This window comes from Ascidiaceihabitans sp. (assembly GCF_039986515.1).
Lineage (GTDB): Bacteria > Pseudomonadota > Alphaproteobacteria > Rhodobacterales > Rhodobacteraceae > Ascidiaceihabitans.
Map to the genome: position 1 here is coordinate 191,547 of NZ_JBDWQO010000015.1, position 20,581 is coordinate 212,127.

The 20,581-nt window shown below is 56.6% G+C and carries 18 protein-coding genes; 7 read left to right on the plus strand and 11 right to left on the minus strand.

The features are described 5' to 3' along the window. Positions 1-16: 16 nt before the first annotated feature. Positions 17-223: a cold-shock protein gene (locus ABJL60_RS15535; protein ID WP_108829669.1), complete on the plus strand. Its 207-nt coding sequence runs from the start codon at positions 17-19 to the stop codon at positions 221-223. Positions 224-320: 97 nt separating this feature from the next. On the opposite strand, the gene ABJL60_RS15540 is transcribed toward ABJL60_RS15535, so the two are convergent. Continuing rightward, a complete protein-coding gene (locus tag ABJL60_RS15540; protein ID WP_348374533.1) occupies positions 321-1,181 on the minus strand; it encodes a sterol desaturase family protein in 861 nt (286 codons plus the stop codon). A 236-nt stretch (positions 1,182-1,417) separates the two neighbouring features. Between ABJL60_RS15540 and ABJL60_RS15545 the strand changes: the two genes are divergently transcribed. Beyond that, the gene (locus ABJL60_RS15545; RefSeq protein ID WP_348288057.1) at positions 1,418-2,218 is read left to right on the plus strand and encodes a crotonase/enoyl-CoA hydratase family protein; all 801 of its coding nucleotides are present in this window, start codon (positions 1,418-1,420) and stop codon (positions 2,216-2,218) included. A gap of 2 nt (positions 2,219-2,220) precedes the next feature. On the opposite strand, the gene ABJL60_RS15550 is transcribed toward ABJL60_RS15545, so the two are convergent. Next, complete coding sequence (locus ABJL60_RS15550; protein WP_348374534.1) at positions 2,221-2,871, minus strand: arylesterase; 651 nt, start codon at positions 2,869-2,871, stop codon at positions 2,221-2,223. A 51-nt stretch (positions 2,872-2,922) separates the two neighbouring features. Between ABJL60_RS15550 and ABJL60_RS15555 the strand changes: the two genes are divergently transcribed. From ABJL60_RS15555 to ABJL60_RS15565, 3 genes are read left to right on the plus strand one after another with little or no spacing between them, the layout of a single operon-like run. Continuing rightward, the gene (locus ABJL60_RS15555) at positions 2,923-3,612 is read left to right on the plus strand and encodes an ATP-binding cassette domain-containing protein (protein ID WP_348288061.1); all 690 of its coding nucleotides are present in this window, start codon (positions 2,923-2,925) and stop codon (positions 3,610-3,612) included. Continuing rightward, entirely contained in the window at positions 3,609-6,113 is a 2,505-nt protein-coding gene (locus ABJL60_RS15560) for an FtsX-like permease family protein (RefSeq protein ID WP_348374535.1), read from the plus strand. Before ABJL60_RS15555 ends, ABJL60_RS15560 begins: the two co-directional genes overlap by 4 nt. Next, positions 6,110-6,670, plus strand: a complete 561-nt coding sequence (locus ABJL60_RS15565; RefSeq protein WP_348290631.1) for a gamma-glutamylcyclotransferase family protein — start codon at positions 6,110-6,112, stop codon at positions 6,668-6,670. Before ABJL60_RS15560 ends, ABJL60_RS15565 begins: the two co-directional genes overlap by 4 nt. On the opposite strand, the gene ABJL60_RS15570 is transcribed toward ABJL60_RS15565, so the two are convergent. From ABJL60_RS15570 to ABJL60_RS15590, 5 genes are all read right to left on the minus strand, one after another. After that, positions 6,644-8,038, minus strand: a complete 1,395-nt coding sequence (locus tag ABJL60_RS15570) for an MATE family efflux transporter (RefSeq protein WP_348374536.1) — start codon at positions 8,036-8,038, stop codon at positions 6,644-6,646. The genes ABJL60_RS15565 and ABJL60_RS15570 overlap by 27 nt on opposite strands. Before the next feature lie 105 nt (positions 8,039-8,143). Beyond that, positions 8,144-9,469: a glutamate--tRNA ligase gene (gltX, locus tag ABJL60_RS15575; protein ID WP_348374537.1), complete on the minus strand. Its 1,326-nt coding sequence runs from the start codon at positions 9,467-9,469 to the stop codon at positions 8,144-8,146. Positions 9,470-9,566: 97 nt separating this feature from the next. Next, on the minus strand, positions 9,567-10,373 hold the full coding sequence (locus tag ABJL60_RS15580; RefSeq protein ID WP_348374538.1) for a prolyl oligopeptidase family serine peptidase: 807 nt from the start codon (positions 10,371-10,373) through the stop codon (positions 9,567-9,569). A 78-nt stretch (positions 10,374-10,451) separates the two neighbouring features. Then, positions 10,452-10,943, minus strand: coding sequence for a hypothetical protein (locus tag ABJL60_RS15585; protein ID WP_348374539.1), 492 nt, complete (start codon positions 10,941-10,943; stop codon positions 10,452-10,454). Between the two features lie 41 nt (positions 10,944-10,984). Beyond that, complete coding sequence (locus ABJL60_RS15590) at positions 10,985-12,640, minus strand: NAD+ synthase (protein WP_348374540.1); 1,656 nt, start codon at positions 12,638-12,640, stop codon at positions 10,985-10,987. 141 nt (positions 12,641-12,781) lie between these two features. On the opposite strand from ABJL60_RS15590, the gene ABJL60_RS15595 reads away from it, so the two are divergent. Continuing rightward, complete coding sequence (locus ABJL60_RS15595; RefSeq protein ID WP_348290643.1) at positions 12,782-14,170, plus strand: 2-isopropylmalate synthase; 1,389 nt, start codon at positions 12,782-12,784, stop codon at positions 14,168-14,170. Between the two features lie 5 nt (positions 14,171-14,175). Here ABJL60_RS15595 and ABJL60_RS15600 read toward each other — a convergent pair whose 3' ends face one another. Then, the gene (locus tag ABJL60_RS15600; protein ID WP_348374541.1) at positions 14,176-15,705 is read right to left on the minus strand and encodes a cryptochrome/photolyase family protein; all 1,530 of its coding nucleotides are present in this window, start codon (positions 15,703-15,705) and stop codon (positions 14,176-14,178) included. Further along, positions 15,699-16,364, minus strand: a complete 666-nt coding sequence (locus tag ABJL60_RS15605; RefSeq protein ID WP_348374542.1) for an SDR family NAD(P)-dependent oxidoreductase — start codon at positions 16,362-16,364, stop codon at positions 15,699-15,701. Before ABJL60_RS15605 ends, ABJL60_RS15600 begins: the two co-directional genes overlap by 7 nt. A gap of 319 nt (positions 16,365-16,683) precedes the next feature. Between ABJL60_RS15605 and ABJL60_RS15610 the strand changes: the two genes are divergently transcribed. Next, complete coding sequence (locus ABJL60_RS15610; RefSeq protein ID WP_348374543.1) at positions 16,684-18,273, plus strand: 2-isopropylmalate synthase; 1,590 nt, start codon at positions 16,684-16,686, stop codon at positions 18,271-18,273. 146 nt (positions 18,274-18,419) lie between these two features. Here the strand turns inward: ABJL60_RS15610 and ABJL60_RS15615 are convergent, their stop codons facing one another. Next, positions 18,420-19,730, minus strand: a complete 1,311-nt coding sequence (locus ABJL60_RS15615; RefSeq protein ID WP_348285652.1) for an ABC transporter permease — start codon at positions 19,728-19,730, stop codon at positions 18,420-18,422. Continuing rightward, positions 19,727-20,533, minus strand: coding sequence for an ABC transporter ATP-binding protein (locus ABJL60_RS15620; protein WP_348285654.1), 807 nt, complete (start codon positions 20,531-20,533; stop codon positions 19,727-19,729). The genes ABJL60_RS15615 and ABJL60_RS15620 overlap by 4 nt, the downstream gene beginning before the upstream one ends. Between the last annotated feature and the right edge of the window lie 48 nt (positions 20,534-20,581).

Genomic DNA, 20,581 nt, shown 5'->3' on the forward strand with positions numbered 1-20,581 from the left:
ACTAAGGAGAAACACGATGGCCACTGGCACCGTGAAATGGTTCAACACAACAAAAGGCTACGGCTTTATCGCGCCTGATGGCGGCGGCAAAGACGTTTTCTGTCACATCTCAGCCGTTGAGCGCGCAGGCCTGACAGGTCTTGCCGACAACCAGAAAGTCACCTTCGATATTGAAGCTGGCCGTGACAACCGCGAAAGCGCGACAAACATCGCCCTCGCGTAAGCGGATCTGCGATAAAAGATTTGAAACGGGCGCCACGGCGTCCGTTTTTGTGTTTGGCGCATTTCTTTTAGGGGCGCAGGGCCTTAAAGCCGCGGACTTAGCGGGTTACCGTTTCAGACGGATTTGTATCGGCCTTGGCGCGGCGTTCCGCCAAACTGGCACGGATCAGCCGCCCCCATTCTTCAAACGGATATGTGAAAATGCGCCATACGTTTTTGTCCGGCACCCCAGTTCCCAGCGCCCCCATTGGCGCGTTGCACTTACCAGCCTCGTAGTAAGTCCCAAATATCACATCGTATATCGGCATGACATTTGCCAAATTCTTACCATAGGCTGCGGGCACATCGGCGTGGTGCCAACGGTGATAAACAGGCGATGCAATCAGGTATTTGAAGATGCCATGTTCAAACGGCAGATCCATATGCACATACTTTGTGTGCAGGATGTAAAAGGCAATCACAAACGGCAGCGCCTTTGGCATTTGCAACCACGTCAACAAAATGATGTAGCTGGCGGTCATCAGCATCGCTTCCAAAAAATGGATACGGTTTGCGGTAAACGCATTCACATGTGTGTCTGAATGATGCGCCGCATGTGTGGGCCACCCCCATTTGGTATGCATCAAACGGTGATTCCAATAGTCCACAAAGTCCTTGGCGATAATGCCCATGACACACACAACCCAAAGCGGCAAAGCATCCCAAACGGAAGGATCAAGGGTTGGGATATGCAAAGCAGCATAGGCCGACTGCATGAAAGCGTTCACGTCTTTCAAAAACACGATCGCTACAAGAATATTAATGCCACCGATCAGCAAGGTCGCCACGGTGTTTTCCAAAGCGTGACGCGACAACTCACCTTTTTTCCGGAACACAATGTACAAAATGAGAACCGCAAAGGCGCATAAGATCAGCTCCGAATGCCATGTGGGGCGTGCCAACCAGGTTAGAATGTCCATGCCTCAAGCTCCTTCATCTCAATGCCGAGGTGATCATTTTGGTCGCGCGTCACCTGCTGGTCATTGTCCCTTTGCCACCAAAAAGCGGCAATTTTATGCCTGCATGTTGATGTTTGATCAAAAATGCCGCCACGGCACGGTGTCGACATGCACGAAAGGTGCAAATAGCGATGGACACGCGCCAAATGTCAGACAATTAATCACCTCATAGATCACACTGACCCCGGAGACCTCCGATGCAAGATTTCAACGCCTTCACTTTGGAAAACCTAACCGTATCAGGAGACGACAGCGGCGTCGTCCAGGTCGTGCTGTCACGCCCTGCGAAACGCAACGCCCTGAACGCCGATACCATCGAAGAGCTGATCGAAGTCTTTTCAAAATTACCCCGCATGGGTGCGCGTGCTGTGGTGTTGCGCGCCGAAGGCGATCATTTCTGCGCCGGTCTTGATCTGGTAGAACACCACGTCGAGGACCGCCGCCCCGAAGATTTCATGCACCTGTGCCTGCGCTGGCACGAGGCGTTCAACAAGATGGAATACGGTGGCGTGCCGATCATTGCTGCCCTGAAAGGCGCCGTCGTGGGCGGGGGGTTGGAACTGGCATCCTCCGCGCATGTGCGGGTTGCTGATCAAAGCACGTATTTTGCCCTTCCCGAAGGCCAGCGTGGGTTGTTCACTGGTGGTGGGGCGACCATCCGCGTTGCCGATCTTGTGGGTAAAGCGCGCATGATCGACATGATGCTGACAGGCCGTGTCTACAAGCAGAAGGAAGCGATGGAAGTGGGGCTATGCCAGTACCTGATCGACGGAAACACCGACGACAAAGCGATGGAACTGGCCCATCTGGCAGCCCAAAATCCAGCACTGTCAAACTTTGCCATATGTTCCGGCATCAGCCACATGCAGAACATGTCGGCGCTGGACGCAGCCTATTCCGAAAGCGTGCTGGCGGGCATCGTGAACACACAGCCTGCGTCGCGCGAACGCCTTGAGGCCTTCGCCAACAAAACCGCAGCGCGTGTGCGCCCGGACTAGGCTCAGGACCCATCAGCCACCTGCGCCGCTTTGATCAGCGCCAGAACATTCGGACCAAAGCCCTCAACGATCTTCTTCACCCCATCTGCATTGGGGTGGATACCATCGTCTTGCAAAAACGGACGGGCCTGCGCGGGGTCCAAGCCTGCGCCACCCAGTCCGTCAAAAAAGCTATCCTGAAACAAAGCCCCGTATTGGGCCGCAAGCTCAGGATACATTGCGTCAAATGCGTCTTTATATGCAGGTCCGTAATTTCCCGGCGCTTGCATCCCGACCAACAAAACCGCGACATCAGCAGCTTTGGCGGCTTGCAAAATCGATTCCAGATTTGCGCGTCCAACAGAAGGATCAATGCCGCGCAACAAATCATTACCACCAAGGGCCACAATCATCGCATCCACCTCGGGTGTAAGTGTCCAGGCCACGCGGCTTGCCCCCCCTGCAGTTGTGTCGCCGGACACCCCCGCATTGATCAACGTGACTTCGGCGCCTTGATCTTGCAGCCACGTTTCCAGCTGGGGCACAAAGCCATCCGCCTGCTGTAAGCCGTAGCCTTGCGTCAGGCTGTCGCCCAAAGCGGCAATCACCACGCCCTCTGCGAATGCAGGAAACGCCCAAAAACTCATTACAATTCCAGCAATTGCCTTGCGCATCGTGATCCAGCCTCCATATCCAGTCGTACACCTCTATAAAGGCGCACATGCATGTCCAATCCAGTCCTATCGTTAAATAATGCGGCCCTGTCACTGGATGGCAATGCCGGGCGAGTGGATATTTTGCATGGGATCTCGCTGGATGTGCAATCTGGCGAAACAGTAGGGCTGATTGGACCATCAGGGTCTGGCAAATCATCGCTGTTGATGTTGATGGGTGGTTTGGAAATGGCGACGGGCGGGTCAATCCACGCTTTGGGTCACGACTTAACGGCCATGAACGAAGATGCCCTTGCACGGTTCCGCCGCGACAACATGGGCGTCGTGTTTCAATCGTTCCATTTGATCCCCACGATGACCGCATTGGAAAATGTGGCAACGCCGTTGGAACTGGCGGGGGTACGTGATGCTTTTGAACGCGCCGAGGCAGAGCTTGACGCCGTTGGGCTGGCCCATCGGTCCGGGCACTACCCGTCGCAAATGTCGGGGGGCGAACAGCAACGCGTTGCATTGGCACGCGCCGCCGCACCCCGTCCCAAAATACTGCTGGCAGATGAGCCTACGGGCAATCTGGACGGCTCCAACGGGGCTGCCATTATGGATTTGCTTTTCGGGTTGCGCGACAAACATGGCGCGACGCTGGTTCTGGTGACACACGCCGATGCCTTGGCGACACGCTGCGACCGGGTCATTCGTCTGGAAGACGGGCGCATTGCCGATCTGGCACAGGCCGCAGAATGAGCCTTGCAACAGCCGCCAAATTTGCCAAACGCGAACTGCGTGGCGGCATAAAAGGATTTCGCATTTTTCTGGCCTGTCTGGCTTTGGGTGTGGCTGCCATCGCAGCCGTGGGATCGGTTCGTTCCGGGATCGAGGCCGGATTGGCCCGCGAAGGGGCCGCGATCTTGGGCGGTGATGCTGAACTGGACTTCACATACCGGTTCGCCACCGCAGATGAACGCGCATGGATGGACACCACCGCGACGCGCGTTTCGGAAATAGCCGACTTTCGGTCTATGGCCGTCGTCGGCGAGGAACGCGCCCTGACCCAGATCAAAGCCATCGATGATGCCTACCCGTTGGTTGGCACCGTCGGATTGATGCCCGAAATGTCGCTGGATGTGGCGTTGGCAGACTATGGCGCGGTTATGGAACGTGTGCTTAGCGACCGCCTTGGCCTAAGCGTCGGCGACACGTTTGCATTAGGCACCCAAGACTTCACCCTGCGCGCGATCCTGACACGCGAACCCGATGGTGCCGCCAGCGGGTTTTCACTTGGGCCCCGTACCATCGTCTACACCGAGGCGTTGAAAGATGCACAATTGCTGACGTCGGGGTCTTTGTTCGAAACAAAGTACCGCCTGAAGCTGGAAGAAGGCGCGGACCTTGAAGCGCTTGAAACCGCAGCAAAAGCGCGGTTTGAAGACACCGGCATGCGCTGGACCGATGCACGCAACGGTGCGCCGGGTGTGGCGCAATTCGTAAACCGTCTGGGCGCGTTTTTGGTGCTTGTGGGGCTGTCTGGCCTTGCTGTTGGGGGCGTCGGCGTCTCTGCGGCAGTGCGCAGCTATCTGAGTGATAAAACCGGTGTCATCGCAACATTGCGCACGCTTGGCGCAGAGCGCAGCACGATATTTCAGACATATTTCATCCAAATCGGGGTCTTGTCGTTGCTGGGCATCGCCATCGGTGTGGCGCTGGGCGCTTTGGTGCCTGCCGCCCTTGCCCCATTGATTGAGGCACGTTTGCCAATACCGTCCCAGATCGGCATTTATCCAGCCCCCCTAGCCGAAGCTGCGCTGTACGGCTTGCTGACGGCCTTTGTCTTTACCCTTTGGCCATTGGCCCGCGCCGAAAACGTTCGGGCCGCGACGTTGTTTCGGGATGGCGTAGACACCTCAAGCGCCTTGCCAGCGCTCAAGTACATCTTTTTCACGGGCCTGGGCCTTGCGGCCCTCATCGGGTTGGCCGGGTTCTTTTCAGGAACATGGCGGTTGACGCTTTGGACCGCTGGCGGAATCGCCGGGGCGCTTTTGCTGCTAAGTGTTACGGCTGTGATCATTCGCTGGACATCCCGACGTGGCGCCGCGGTCTCTAAAGGGCGGCCCGCTTTGCGGTGGGCGCTTGCCTCTATATCGGGTCCGCGCGAAGGGGCTGCATCCGTGGTCTTGTCGCTGGGCCTTGGCCTGTCCGTGTTGGCGGCTGTCGGGCAAATCGACGGCAACTTGCGCGGCGCCATCACAACCAATCTGCCTGACGTGGCCCCATCGTATTTCTTTGTGGACATTCAACGCGATCAAATGCCCGGCTACACTGAAAGGCTGGAAAACGACCCTGCCGTCAGTCGCATCGACAGCGCACCGATGCTGCGGGGGGTTATCACCAAAATCAACGATACACCGGCCCGGGAATATTCCGGCGAACATTGGGTCATTCAGGGTGACCGCGCCGTCACCTATGCCGAACGCCCTTCAGAAAATACCAAGATTACCGAAGGCGCATGGTGGGATGAAGGATATGTTGGGCCACCACAAATCAGCTTCGCCGCTGAAGAGGCCGAAGAAATGGGCCTGAAGTTAAACGATACGTTGACGATCAATGTCTTGGGTCGTGACATCACGGGCACCATTACCTCCTTCCGCGATGTTGATTTTTCAACAGGTGAAATGGGCTTTGTCCTGACGATGAACCCGGCTGCATTGCAAGGGGCACCGCATACGTTCATTTCAACCGTTTACGCCGACGAAAACGCCGAAGCGCAGATCCTGCGTGATCTGGCAACGGCTTACCCCAACATCACTGCAATTCGGGTACGCGATGCCATCAACCGCGTGGCGGATGTCTTGGCGGGGCTTGCAGCGGCCACATCATACGGGGCAGCAGCCACATTGATCACAGGCTTTCTGGTTTTGATCGGGGCGGCGGCGGCTGGCACCAAAGCACGCACTTACGAGGCAGCCGTGCTTAAGACGCTTGGGGCTTCACGAGGGCGCATTTTGCGCAGCTTTGCCTTGCGTGCAGCCCTTTTGGGTTTTGCAGCGGGGGCTGTGGCGTTGGCCGCGGGCATCGCAGGGGGATGGGCCGTCAGCCGCTTTGTGATGGAAACCGATTTCAACGTGATCTGGCCCAACGCCATTGCGATCATCGCGGGCGGCGTTATCGCCACGCTTTTGGCGGGTTTGGCCTTTGCGTGGGCGCCTCTTGCGGCGCGGCCTGCACAAGTGCTACGTGCCAAAGAATGAGCGATCCACATTTTTTCGGCTATGGCAGCCTTGTAAACACCGACACCCATTCTTACCCACACGCACGCCCTGCGACGCTACATGGATGGCGTCGGGCATGGGTGCGGACGGATCTGCGCGACATCGTGTTTCTAACGGGGGTTCCGGCCCCGGGACACAGCATCGCCGGTTTGATTGCAGCCGTGCCCAACAACGACTGGGCAGCGCTTGACCTGCGTGAAAGCGGATACGCCCGCGTACCGGCAACAGACGCAGTCACCGTAGACCGCGCCCCGCATGACATTGCCGTCTACGCCGTTCCACCGGAAGACATGCGGTCCGGCGGCGATCATCGCATTTTACTGAGCTATCTGGACGTTGTGGTGCAAGGGTACTTGCGTGTGTTTGGCACGCAGGGCGTCGCCGATTTCTTTGACACAACAGACGGTTGGTCCACCCCGATCCTGAACGATCGCGCGTCGCCGCTGTACCCTCGCGCACAGTCGCTCAGCGCATCTGAAACCGCGCTGGTGGATCACCATCTGCATGGTTTATCGGCGCAAGTGCAAAATCTCTAACAGGCTGCGTTGCCGTGCGAACGGTCCCCGCGGTGGCAGTTCTCCGCTGTCTTTGGCAATGACACGCACCGCAAGGCGCCACGACACGATCCCAAATACAACGCCTGCAGCTGCTTGGCCCCACAACACGCCTTCTGGTCCAAGCCACAATCCCCCCAACCAAACAAAGGGCAACATCGCAAAGGTGTTGCGCCCCCAATTCATCCATGTGGAATAAAACGGGTGCCCTAAATTGTTGAAGGCTGCATTGCTGACAAAGAGAACCCCGTTAAAGTAAAACAGCAGCGCAATGGGACCACAGAACACCAAAACGAGGTCAGCGCCGACACCGTCCATATTGAACAAAGCCAGTATTGGCCCGCGCAACAGGAACAAAAGGGCTGACACCAAAACCGTAAAGATGGCCGCGAACAGCAAAGCCGCATTGTAGCCGCCACGCACACGCCCATAGTCTTTTGCCCCGAAGTTTTGGCCAATGATTGGCCCCACAGCACCAGACAAGGCAAACAACACGCCAAAGGCCACGGGCACGATACGCGAAACAATGGCCATGCCTGCAACCGCATCTTCGCCGAACTGCGCCATGTTGCGGGTGACGATGGCCTGACCGATGGGGGTGGCCAGCTGGGTCATGATGGAAGGCGCCGCGATCGCCAAAATCGGGCTGAAATCCCGCGATAGATCTGCAGCACGGGGCAAAGTGATGCCGCCGTGGTGGCGTATAATCGGCAACAATGATGTGCCTGCAATGGCAACCCGCGCAATGACAGAGGCAACGGCAGCACCCGTCAATTCAAGGTCCAGGCCAAAAATCAGGATGGGGTCCAAAATGGCATTCACAAGGCCGCCATATATGGTGGCCATCATGGCGCGCCGCGCATCGCCATAGGCCCGCAACACCGCGCCCCCCATCATACCGATCACCAGCAAAGGCATAGATGGTACAATGATGCGCAAGTAACTTACCGCAAGATCAACAGTGTCTCCGGTCGCGCCCAGAAGCGTAACAAGGCCGCGCAGATTGAGCCACACCACGATGCCAAAAAACACTCCGAAAACAACGCCATACAGCAGTCCGGTGGCCGTGCGCCCACGGGCAAGTTCCACATTTCCTTCACCAAGTGCACGAGCCACCAAAGCGCCGACTGCGATCGCCATGCCAATGCCAAAAGACGTGGTGAAAAACAAAATTGCACCAGCATAGCCAACGGCCGCCGCAAGCTCCGCTTTGCCAAGCATCGAAATGAAAATCATATCGACGAAATCGACTAAAAAGACAGCCATCAGACCAACGGAGGCGGTCAATGACATGACAGTCACATGGGAAAACAGATTTCCATTTAGAAATTTCGCCTGTTCACCTGCCATGCACCATCCGATCCAACTTCATCTCGCTCAATAAACCTCCGCCGGAGGCATCCGACAGGGGCTACGCGTACAACGCCAGATAAGGTCGGACCTGATCAAGCCAGATCAGGAACGTGCCTTCACCACCTGCAAAAGCGGCATGACAGCGGACATATCCGGGCCATGTGCCTGACCAGTCAGTGCCTTACGCAGTGGCATGAACAAACCACGGCCCTTGCGACCGGTGGCTTCCTTGACCGCCGCAGTCCATGTGCCCCATGTGGTTGCATCAAACGGACCTTCGGGCAACAACCCCAAGGCTTGCGTTACAAAATCGGCATCCTCATCGTCGATAACAGGGTCTGCACCTTTGGAAAACAGCGTCCACCAACCCGACAGATCTTTCAAAGTCGAGATATTGTCGCGTGTGACGGTCCAGAACAGATCCGCCATATCATCAGGCACGCCAAGCGCCGCAATGTCGTCGGCCACAGCATCCAGTGGCAACGCCTGCAAATAGCGCCCCGTCAAAGGGTAAACATCTGCAACATCGAATTTTGTGGGGGCAGATCCAAAGCGGCTGATATCGAAACCACCCACCAGTTCAGCCATATCCATACGCAACTCAACCGGATCAGAAGATCCCAAACGCGCCATAAGGCTCAAAAGCGCCATGGGTTGCACACCGGCCTCGCGCAAGTCGCGCAGCGCCAGTGTTCCCAGCCGTTTCGACAACGCCTCGCCCTGCGGTCCGGTCAACAGTGAATGGTGTGCAAAGCGCGGGGCCGTGCCACCTAACGCTTCGATGATCTGGATTTGAGTGGCTGTGTTCGTGACGTGGTCAGAACCACGCACAACATCTGTGACACCCATCTCCATGTCATCCACAACAGAGGCGATGGTGTATAGCACCTGCCCGTCACCACGGATCAGGACCGGATCCGACACGGATGCCGCATCAATTGAAATATCACCCAAGACACCATCGGCCCATTCGATGCGTGTATGGTCCAGCTTGAAACGCCACACCCCGTCGCCGCGTTCTGCCCGCAGAGCGTCACGGTCCGCTGCGCCAAGCGCCAAAGCCGCACGGTCATAGACTGGCGGTTTTCCCATGTTCAGTTGTTTTTTGCGCTTCAGATCCAGCTCGGTTGGCGTCTCAAATGCCTCGTAGAAGCGATCCATTTCGCGCAGCTTGGCCGCAGCTTCGGCATAACGGTCCATCCGTTCGCCCTGGCGCTCTACCCGATCCCAGTGCAGCCCAAGCCATTCGAGATCCTGCTTGATGCCGTCCACATATTTTTCCTCAGACCGCTCCGGATCCGTATCATCAATGCGCAGAATGAATGTGCCGCCTGCTTTGCGGGCGATCAGATAATTCATCAAAGCCGTGCGCAGGTTGCCGATGTGCAGGTAGCCTGTGGGCGATGGGGCGAAACGGGTGGTGGTCATGGACAAGGTCTCCTATCGGCGCGAGGCTTGTCATACGGGCGCTGCATTGTCCAGTTCCGAAGGGGCCGCGTGGTGCGCCAAGGCGCACCTTACCCCGTCACAGCCGCCCTGCCGTCTTTAGTCGATCCCAAGCATGCTTCAAAAACGCGACCCGAAAGGAATGACCGCCCTCAAAGAGGCAAAATTCCAACACTTCCCCTGTCGCATTTTCTTTGCTCTCACACCGCAAATCGCCAAAAGTCGCATGTTCCGCAGCCGCGAAATCACCCTGCTGCGCATACATACTTAACGATTGATCCACTGCGCCTTGTCTGGTGTGCCGGATCGCACGCCCGTCCAGTGGCACTGTTTTATCCGCGTCGCCGTGGATATGGATCACACTGGTCACGGGGGTCGCGCAGGTGGCGGGTGGTTCCAACCAGAACGTTCCGGAAATCGGAGCAAAGCCCGCAAACAGATCAGGCTTTGCGCAGGCCAGGTTCCAAACCATCATCCCCCCTGCCGAAAACCCCGTCATCATCATACGGTCCCGGTCAATGGCAAAGCGCTCTGTGGCATCCGTCAAAACGGCCTCAAAATACGCGATCTCTTGTTGGCCATCGCTGTCAAAATGCGACGGGCTGTTGGGCAACACCCAGTCTTCGTCCAGTGATTTGCCCGCAATCAATGCAAGTCCCATGTCCGACACCAAACGGCGCATAAACATGTTGCGCATCACGCCATGTGCAGATCCACGATACCCATGCGCAAACACAATCGCCCCGACCGGTGTGGCACCGTCATGATCTTCGGGCATGGCGATACGGTAGTGGCGATCCCCCAGCACGCAATCTGTGTCAGGGCCGCATGCGTCAGCAGACGTTGCGATAAAAGCCACTGTCATAGCAAAGAATATACGTTTCATGAGAGCACGGTCTGACAGCGGAGGGGCGAAAGCAAATCACAACACCGTAAGCTGCGCCTTGGCGCGGCAAGCCACGCCTTACTTTGCTACTGCGTGGAGTTTCTGCGCATGTGCGTAAAGATCTGAAACCGGTACATCCATGACAAGCTGGGGCACACGCAGGTGCCACCCTTGCGGGCCTGTGGCAACGGTTCCAAACCGTGCCCACGCTGTTTTCTGGCGGGCCCGCAGTTTTTGCACATCATGCAACCGAAACACCAGACTGGCACCGCTGTCCGCACCATCAACACCGATCATCGCAACCTCATCCCAAGTGACAGAGGGAACATAGTAGCCGGACGCCCCGTTGGCATCCAACCGCAACGCAACTGGACGTGCGCGGGAAATACCGCAGTTTATCGCACCCAGATACAAAAACAGCGCCCCAAGCAAGAACACAGCCACCCCAAACCCGCGCCCTTCTTGCCCCCACACCAAAATCACAAAACCTCCCCCTGCAAAGAAGGTGCCCAGAATCAGGCTTGTCCATATGATGGTACGAAATCGCTTTGGATTGACGCGAACGGTCAACGCGTCATCCGTAAGGTGTGCCTGTGGCGCACCACGCGGCATCAGCGGTCGCGCCACCGGTTTGCGATTGGATAGCGGCGGTCCAGCCAGAAGGCGCGTGGCGTCAGACGCGCACCCGGCGCGGACTGAAAGCGTTTGTACTCGCTGATATAGATCAGATGCTCGATCCGTTCCGCCGTGGCCTTTTCAAATCCTGCATCCACACAATCAGCGATGGACGCTTCGCGGTCCACCAAAAGCTCCAACAACGCGTCCAGCTCGGGATAATCTGGCAAGCTGTCGCTGTCTTTTTGGTCTTCCCGCAACTCTGCCGTCGGTGGTTTGGTGATGATCCGGTCCGGGATCACCTCCCCTGCAGGACCCATCATCCAGTCGCGGTGGTTTTCATTCCGCCATCGGCACGTTTCAAACACACGGGTTTTATACAGGTCCTTGATCGGATTATAGCCACCAGACATGTCGCCATAAATCGTGGCATAGCCCACCGCGACCTCGGATTTATTGCCTGTGGTCAGCAGCATTTCACCAAACTTGTTACTCAGTGCCATCAACAAAAGTCCACGCAAACGGGACTGGATGTTTTCTTCGGTGACGTCCGTTTTGGTGCCTTCAAACAACGGCGCAAGCGTGTTTGTGATGGCCTGCCGCCCTTCGCTGATCGGCACAAAATCATAATGCGCCCCTATGGCGTTGGCACAGGCTTTGGCATCTTCCAGAGACTCTTCCGATGTATATTCAGACGGCAGCATCACACAGCGCACATTTTCAGCACCAAGCGCATCAACGGCAATCGTGGCCACAATCGCGGAATCGATGCCACCCGACATGCCCAAAAGAACCTTTTTGAACCCTGTCTTGCGCATATAATCCCGCAAAGATTGCACCATAACGCGGTAATCTTGTTCCCATTCATCCGCGTGGGTGGCCTTCTCGCCCTCCACGACGCGCCAGCCTTCGGCCCCGCGTTCCAGATCGACATGGGCCACCACGCTGTCAAAGGCGGGCAGTTGCACCGCAAGCGCCCCGCCGGGGTTCAATGCAAAAGACGCCCCGTCAAAGACCTGATCGTCCTGACCACCGACCATATTCAGATAAATCAACGGCAATTCCGTCTCGATCACACGGCCCACCATATGGTTCATACGCGTGTCGAATTTGCCGCGATAATAGGGTGAACCGTTGGGCACCAGCAAAAATTCGGCCCCTGTTTCTGCCAGCGTCTCAGCCACATCTTCGTGCCATGCGTCTTCGCAAATGGGCGATCCGATCCGTGTGTTGCCTACGGAATACGGCCCCCCCAAAGGCCCCGCATCAAAGACGCGCACCTCGTCAAAGACGGTTTCGTTGGGCAAGTGATGCTTCAGGGATTTGGAAGCAATCTTGCCGCCGCGGCAAATGAAGTAGGCATTGTATAGCTTGCCATCTTCAAACAAGGGTCCGCCAATCGCCAAGGCTGGTCCGTCGGCACAGTCTGCTGCCAAAGCCTCGATCGCCGCCAAAGCAGCATCCCGAAACACAGGCTTCATCACCAGATCCTGCGCGTTGTAGCCCGTGATGAACATTTCAGGCAGCGCCACCAGATCAGCCCCCGCCGCTTTGCCCTGATCCCACGCGTCCCGTGCCAGTGCCGCGTTGCCTGCGATGTCGCCAACTGTCGGGTTCAACTGCCCCAAAGTGATGCGAAACGTATCTGCCATATCCGGTCTCTCTTGCGTCAAAACTTATGCCTGATCTAGCAGATGCATCACAAAGTGGAAGGGCAAGGGCGCAATTGCGCAAAAGGCGTTGCCGCAGCACGGCCCATCTTTTAGGGTTCAGCTTCAAACGACAGGTGCCATATGACCTTTAAACACGCGATTCTTGCTTTTGCCCTTCTGTCTGCACCTGCCTTGGCGCAGGACGGTCAAGTCTTGACCAAACAATACGACGACGGCGGCATCTATGAAGGCACCTTCCAAGGTGGCTTGCAGCACGGGCAAGGCACCTACCGCTTGCCCAACGGCTATGAGTATTCCGGAACTTGGGAAGAGGGCGAGATCAAAGGCGCAGGCGTCGCGCGTTTCCCCAATGGCTCTGTCTATGAAGGCGAGTTTTCCAAAGGAAAACCCGAGGGTTTTGGCAAAATCACCTTTGCCGACGGCGGCACCTATGAAGGCGATTGGCTGTCCGGTGCGATTATGGGTCAAGGTGTGGCACTTTACGCCAACGGCGTGCGCTACGAAGGCACGTTTCGCAACGCCAAGCACCACGGCAAAGGCGTCATGCAAAGCCCCGGCGGCTACGAATACAAAGGCGACTGGATCGACGGCGTCAAACAAGGCATTGGCACAATCACCTATCCTGATGGCGCTGTGTATGACGGCCAGATTGTTGCCGGCAAACGCGCAGGCACCGGCACGCTGACCATGCCTGACGGCTTGGTCTATGTGGGCCTTTGGAAAGACGGGCAAATCGACGGTCAAGGCAAACTGACCCAACCCAATGGCGACATTTACGAAGGCGACCTTGTGGCAGGCCGCCGTCAGGGCAATGGCAAAGTCACCTACGCCAACGGTGATGTATATGTCGGTGATTTCGCAGATGACCAGCGCCATGGCACAGGTACCTTCACCGGCAACGATGGCTATGTCTATTCAGGTGATTGGGTTGCAGGTCAGATCGAAGGTCAGGGCCGCGTGACCTACCCCGACGGCTCTATCTACGAGGGCACATTTCGCGATGATTTGGCCGAAGGCACCGGCAAAATCATCTATAAGGGCGGCAACACCTACGAAGGCGACTGGGTTGCAGGTGTGATCGAGGGCCAAGGCAAAGCCACCTACACCAACGGTGTCGTTTACGAAGGCGGTTTCCGGAATGCCCGCAACCACGGCAAAGGCGTGATGACCTACGCCGATGGTTACCGCTATGAAGGCGATTGGTTGAATGGCCAACGCCACGGCACAGGCAAAGCGTCCTACCCCGATGGAACAGTTTACGAGGGCGCCTTCAAAGACGGGCAGCGCCACGGCACGGGCAAAATCATCATGTCCAACGGCTTTCAATATGAAGGTGAATGGAATGCCGGCGAAATCGACGGCCAAGGCACCGCAACCTATGACAATGGCGACATCTATGAAGGCACCTTCAAACAGGGCAAGCGCCAAGGCACAGGCACCATGCGCTATTCCACCGGCGAAGAAGCTGAAGGCACATGGGAAAACGGCGCCCTAAAGCAGGACGGTTAGATCGCCTAGACCACCTCTCCGGCCCGCATACGGTCCAGAAAATCCTGCCCTTCACGCAAGATCACATCGCGTTTCTCTTCGTCCATACGGTCCCAGGTGCGGTACATGTTCCCCATCCGCGCGTTTTTGGAAAAGCGCGGACGGTGGGTGTCCAGAAAGTGCCAGTACAGCAGATTGAAGGGGCATGCCCCCTCGCCGGTCTTTTGGGCAACCTTATAGTGGCACCCCTTGCAGTAGTCCGACATGCGATTGATGTAGGCCCCCGACGACACATAGGGCTTGGAGGCGATGATCCCGCCATCGGCAAACTGGGACATGCCCACGGTGTTCGGCGCTTCGACCCATTCAAACGCGTCGACATAAACGGCCAGATACCATTCATGCACATGGCGCGGATCGACCCCCGCCAGCAACGCAAAATTACCCGTTACCATCAGGCGCTGGATATGATGGGCATAGGCCTCCACGTCGGTCTGTTCAACGGCCTTGGAGAGGCAGCGCATCTTCGTCTCGCTGCCCCAATACAGGGCCGGCAGGTCTGCTGTTTGCTCAAGCACATTGCGCGTCGTGTAATCGGGGCCTTCCAGAAAATAGATGCCCCGCACATATTCGCGCCAACCGATAATCTGGCGGATAAACCCTTCGGCGGCATTGATCGGGGCGTGGCCGTCTTTCCAAGCCTGTTCAACCGCTTGGCAAATCTCAAGCGGGCCAAGCAGGCCAATGTTCAGATACGGCGACAGAACAGCGTGATACAAAAAGCGGTGATCACTTAGCATCGCGTCCTGAAAATCACCAAAACGGGGCAAGGCATGGGCCACAAAATGATCCAAGGCCCGCAGCGCCTCTGCCCGCGTGGTGCCATAGGAAAACGGACGCAACTGGCCAAAGTGATCGCCAAATTCCGCTTCAACCAGATCCAGCACCGCGTTGACCTCTGCGTCGGGTTCAAAGACCAAAGGCCCGCCGATGGTCACATCTTTGGGCGCGGGTTTGCGGTTGTCGTGGTCAAAGTTCCACTTGTCGCCCGCGGGTTTGTCGCCCTCCATCATCAACCCTGTGGTCCGGCGCATGTCGCGGTAGAAATATTCCATCCGCAACTGTTTGCGCCCCTCGGCCCATGCCTCGAATGTCGCATGAGACGCCAAAAAACGATCGTCTTGCAGAACACTGACTTGCAAAGGTGCATCCCGCAGCGCCTCGATCAGACGCCATTCGCCGGGTTCGGTCGCAAGCACTTGAGACGCGCCATATTGGGCGGCACGCCGCACCAGTTCGCCCACGACGCTTTGGGTGTTGTCGGTGTCGTCCAGTTCCGAATAGGCCACCTGCCAGCCATCTGCCCGCAATTGAGCCGCAAATTTACGCATCGACGCCAGGATCAACGCGATCTTCTTGGGGTGGTGACGCACATAGGTGCCTTCGGCTTTGACCTCTGCCATGACGACCACATCCGTGTCACGGTCCGCTTGCGCCAATGCGCTTAAAGTCGTGCTCAGCTGGTCGCCCAGCACCAAAATCAATCGTGTCACCATGCCACCTGCTTGCCAGAATAATCATAAAATCCACCGCTTTGATCCGGTGTGAGCCCATCCATCACTGCGATCAGGTTTTGCGCGGCCTCATCTGCTGGAACAGAAGGGTGGCGGGCCAGATATTTACGCGTAAAGGCTGTTTCAACCGTGCCCGGATGCAGCGCCGCAATGCAGCTTCGGGGATGGCTACGGGCCAGTTCAATGGCTGCGGTGCGCACGACCTGATTGGCGGCGGCCTTGGCCGCGCGGTAACTGATCCATCCGCCCATACGGTTGTCACCAATTGATCCGACGCGGGCGGTAAGCACTGTGAATACGGCGCGACGATCACGCGGCAAAAGACGATGCGCGTGCGACAAAACAAGGGCGGGACCAATGGTATTCAATGCAAACTGATCGGCCATAGTTTTTGCGGACAATCCCTTTATGGTTTTTTCTGGTACCGCTCCTGCAATTTCCAATGCACCCGTGGCCACAACAACACGATCAAAGCTTTGCTGCAAACCGCCCAGATGCAGGGCAACGCTGTGCGGGTCCGTCACATCAAAGCCGTCAACAGACCGCGAAAGCCCAACGACATCCGCGCCTTGTGCCGTGTAAGCATGCGCCAATGCAGCACCAATGCCGCCAGACGCGCCTAAAATTAAAACCCTGTTCATGATCAGAGAACTAGCCGAAAGATGCCGCTGTTCAACGATGTTTGTGGCAAAAATTGTACCTTCTCATGTGACCTCAGAACAAGACGGGTTGGGGTGCTCTGCAAAAACATACTTTTCATTTACCAAAGCCTCGGTATAACGGAGGCTATGACACAGACCGCACATACCTTGAACGCCCGCGCATCCAGCGCAGCGTCCCTATGCGGCCTACTGATCCTATTCCGCCTCTGAGCGTGTCCTTCGGCGCGCCCGCTCAGAGGAGTAGCCCATAACAAGGCAGAATAGCGCGCCACGGATCAGGACAAAAAAGAGAATTCAAATGACAAACACGCAAGACCAAGCTGCGCAAACCGATGCGCAAGATAAAGTCGTCATCTTCGACACAACTTTGCGCGACGGGGAACAATCCCCGGGCGCCACTATGACCCACGCAGAAAAAATCGAAATCGCCGGACTTTTGGACGAAATGGGCGTCGATATCATCGAAGCCGGCTTTCCCATCGCCTCCGAAGGGGATTTCAACGCGGTTTCCGAGATTGCAGAGCGCAGCGTCAATTCGGTGATCTGCGGCTTGGCCCGCGCCCAGACAGGCGACATCGACCGCTGCTGGGAGGCGGTGAAACACGCGGCCAAACCGCGCATTCACACGTTCATCGGCACATCGCCGCTGCACCGCGCCATTCCTAACCTGACCCAGGACGAAATGGCTGTGCGCATCGACGAAACCGTCAGCCACGCCCGCAACTTGTGTGACAATGTGCAATGGTCGCCCATGGACGCGACACGCACAGAATTTGACTATCTGTGCCGCGTTATCGAAATCGCCATCAAGGCGGGGGCCACCACCATCAACATCCCCGACACCGTGGGCTACACCGCGCCGCGCGAAAGTGCTGAATTGATCGCAAAACTGATCGCGGAAATTCCCGGTGCGCAGGATGTGATTTTCGCCACCCACTGCCACAACGACCTTGGCATGGCGACGGCCAACAGCTTGGCCGCCGTAGAAGCCGGTGCCCGCCAGATCGAATGTACGATTAATGGCTTGGGTGAACGCGCGGGCAACACCGCCTTGGAAGAGGTGGTGATGGCTTTGAGGGTCCGCAACGATCTGATGCCCTTCCAGACGGGCATCGACACGCGCAAGCTGATGAACATCTCGCGCCGTGTGGCGACGGTGTCGGGCTTTCCCGTACAATTCAACAAAGCCATCGTGGGCAAGAACGCCTTTGCCCATGAAAGTGGTATCCACCAGGACGGCATGTTGAAAAATGCCGAAACCTTCGAAATCATGCGCCCCGAGGACGTGGGCCTGTCTGGCACGTCTTTGCCGCTGGGCAAACATTCGGGCCGCGCGGCCTTGCGGGCCAAACTGGAAGACCTTGGCTTTGAGGTCGGTGACAATCAATTGCGCGATGTGTTTGTGCGCTTCAAGGAACTGGCTGACCGCAAAAAGGAAGTTTACGACGATGATGTCGTGGCGTTGATGCGGGCCTCTGATGATCCGGAGATCGAGCGGATCAAGGTCAAATCCTTGCGTGTGCAATGTGGCACAGAAGGGCCGCAACAGGCCGATCTGGTGATGGAAATCGATGGCGTGGAATCCTCATCAACCCAGACTGGCGACGGCCCTGTGGATGCAACATTCAACGCGGTCAAAGCCCTGTTTCCTCATGAAGCACGGTTGCAGCTGTATCAGGTGCATGCCGTGACCGAAGGCACGGATGCTCAGGCCACCGTGTCGGTGCGCATGGAAGAAGACGGGCGGATCGTGACGGGCGAATCTGCGGACACGGATACCGTTGTGGCATCAGCCAAAGCCTACGTTCATGCGCTGAACCGTCTTGTGGTGCGCCGCGAAAAATCTGGCAAGGACACGCCTGAAATCAACTACAAAGACCATTCCTAAACGGGGGGGGCGGGTGCACCAAGGTGCACCTTACCGCCAAAGGTCAGTAAGGTGGGGTTCACCCCACCTTTTTTAATGCCCAACTGTCAGACATAAAAAAGCCGCGCCCTAAGGCACGGCTTTATTCTTTGGAAATGCGGAGCAGGTTAGACCTTGCCTCTCCATGGGATCAGCCAGCCTTCCAGTTTGCGCATGCCGACCTCAATCGCAAAGCCGATAAGACCGATCACAACGATCCCGACAATGATGATGTCGGTCAGCTGGAACTTGGACGCTGTAACAATCATCTTACCAAGACCTACGTTCGCAGCAACAAGTTCAGCAGCAACCACCGTACCCCAACAAACCCCCATCGCAACACGTGCACCTGTAAAGATGTCAGGCAGGGAATTGGGGACAATGACCTTAGTCAGGATTTGCGACTTGGATGCACCCAGTGAATAGGCGGCGTGGACCTTGGCAATGGCCACCCCCGACACGCCAGAACGCGCAGCAATGATCATGATCCACAAAGAAGCCAGGAACAGCAGAACGATCTTACCGTTTTCTCCGATCCCGAACCAGATGATGATCAGCGGAATCAAAGCCAATGGCGGGATAGGCCGCATGAATTCGACGATAGGGTCAAACCACCCACGCGCCCAACCCGTCAGACCCATAGCGTAGCCAATAGGAACACCGACCAAAGCACCCAGCAAAAAGCCGACCAAAACGCGGAACAGCGAATAGCCGGTGTGTTCCCACAGCTTGTATCCCTGATAGCCTTCCACATTCAGCTTGATAAAGCGGGCGAACACCAGTTCTGGCGCAGGCAGGTAAAGACGCGCCATACGCAAACCGGTGGCAGGGGCAAAGGTTGGAGTGCCCTTGTCTGTCAGACCAATGGTGCCTTCGGGTACGGATACTTTTTCACCCGGCGCGATGGGTTCACCATTCAGGGCGACAATCTTGGACCCCTCTTTCTTTGAAACCTCATCGTTGCCCCAGACATTGACCACCTTGAAACCGTAACGTGCCACGGTCAAAGTGTCGTTCTTGGCAAAACCGTCGCCCGGTTCGACTTCGGCGGCGGATGGTTCGCGCCCCGGGTTGCCTTCGGCATCCACCGTTTGCTGAATGTCTTCACGATAGACGCGCATGGTCACGGTTGCATCGTCGGTCGATCCGTCCTCAAGCTGCGCGGTGTATGTGAATGTCATATCACCGGAATACGGACCCGGAAACTTTGGCAATGGAATGACAGAGTTGGTAAACGCCACCCAAAGCCAAAACACAGTGATCACGGACACGATAGATGCAACACGGTTTGCAGTGATCGCGCTTTCATCGCCAAAAGTAACGGTTTTTAGGCGATTGAAGCCTTTCTTTTCAAAGGCGCTGGCAAAAATTTTCTTGGCCAGCAAGAAAGAGCCAAAGAACGCCCCGATATAAAGGGCAAGTACGAGTAAACCAGTCATGCGCTTTCCTCCGTCCGGCCCATGATTTCTTCTTCCATGCTCCAGATCATTTCCAGGATTTCCTCACGCGTGCTGGCGTAATCCTTGTGTTTTTTGACTTCACGCAGATCGTTTCCGACACCAAGTCCGGCAAACGGCAAGCGATATTCTTTGTGCACACGGCCGGGGCGCGGGGCCATCACCAACAGGCGTTCACCCAGCAGCAATGCCTCTTCAACGGAGTGCGTGATCAAGATGATGGTCTTGCCGGTGTCTTTCCACAGGTCCAACACAAGGCTTTGCATCTTTTCACGAGTCAAAGCATCCAAAGCCCCCAAGGGTTCGTCCATCAAAATCACATCAGGATCGTTGGCAAGGCAACGGGCCAAAGCCACACGTTGCTGCATCCCGCCGGACAGTTCGTAAATCGCCTTTTCCTTGAAGTCTTGCAAACCGACCACTTCAAGAAGGTGTTCTACATTCTCTTTGCTTTCCGCGCGGCTGACGCCCTTCATGTCGGGACCGAAAGACACGTTTTCACGTACCGTCATCCATTCGAACAAAGCGCCTTGTTGAAAGACCATGCCACGTTCCGGGCTTGGGCCTGTCACAGTGTTGCCATTCAAAATGATTTTGCCTTCGGTCGGGGCCAAAAAGCCCGCAACGATGTTCAAAAGTGTAGTTTTGCCGCAGCCCGATGGGCCAAGCACGCTCATCAGTTCGCCGGATTTGATGTCCAATGAGACATTTTTAAGCGCTTGCACATGCCCGCCGTTGGGCAAGTCAAAACGCATTGAAATATTTTCCATGAGAAGCCCGGTCACAGGTGTCCCCCTCTTGCCAGGATGATTGCCCGCAACCTCGGGCGTAGA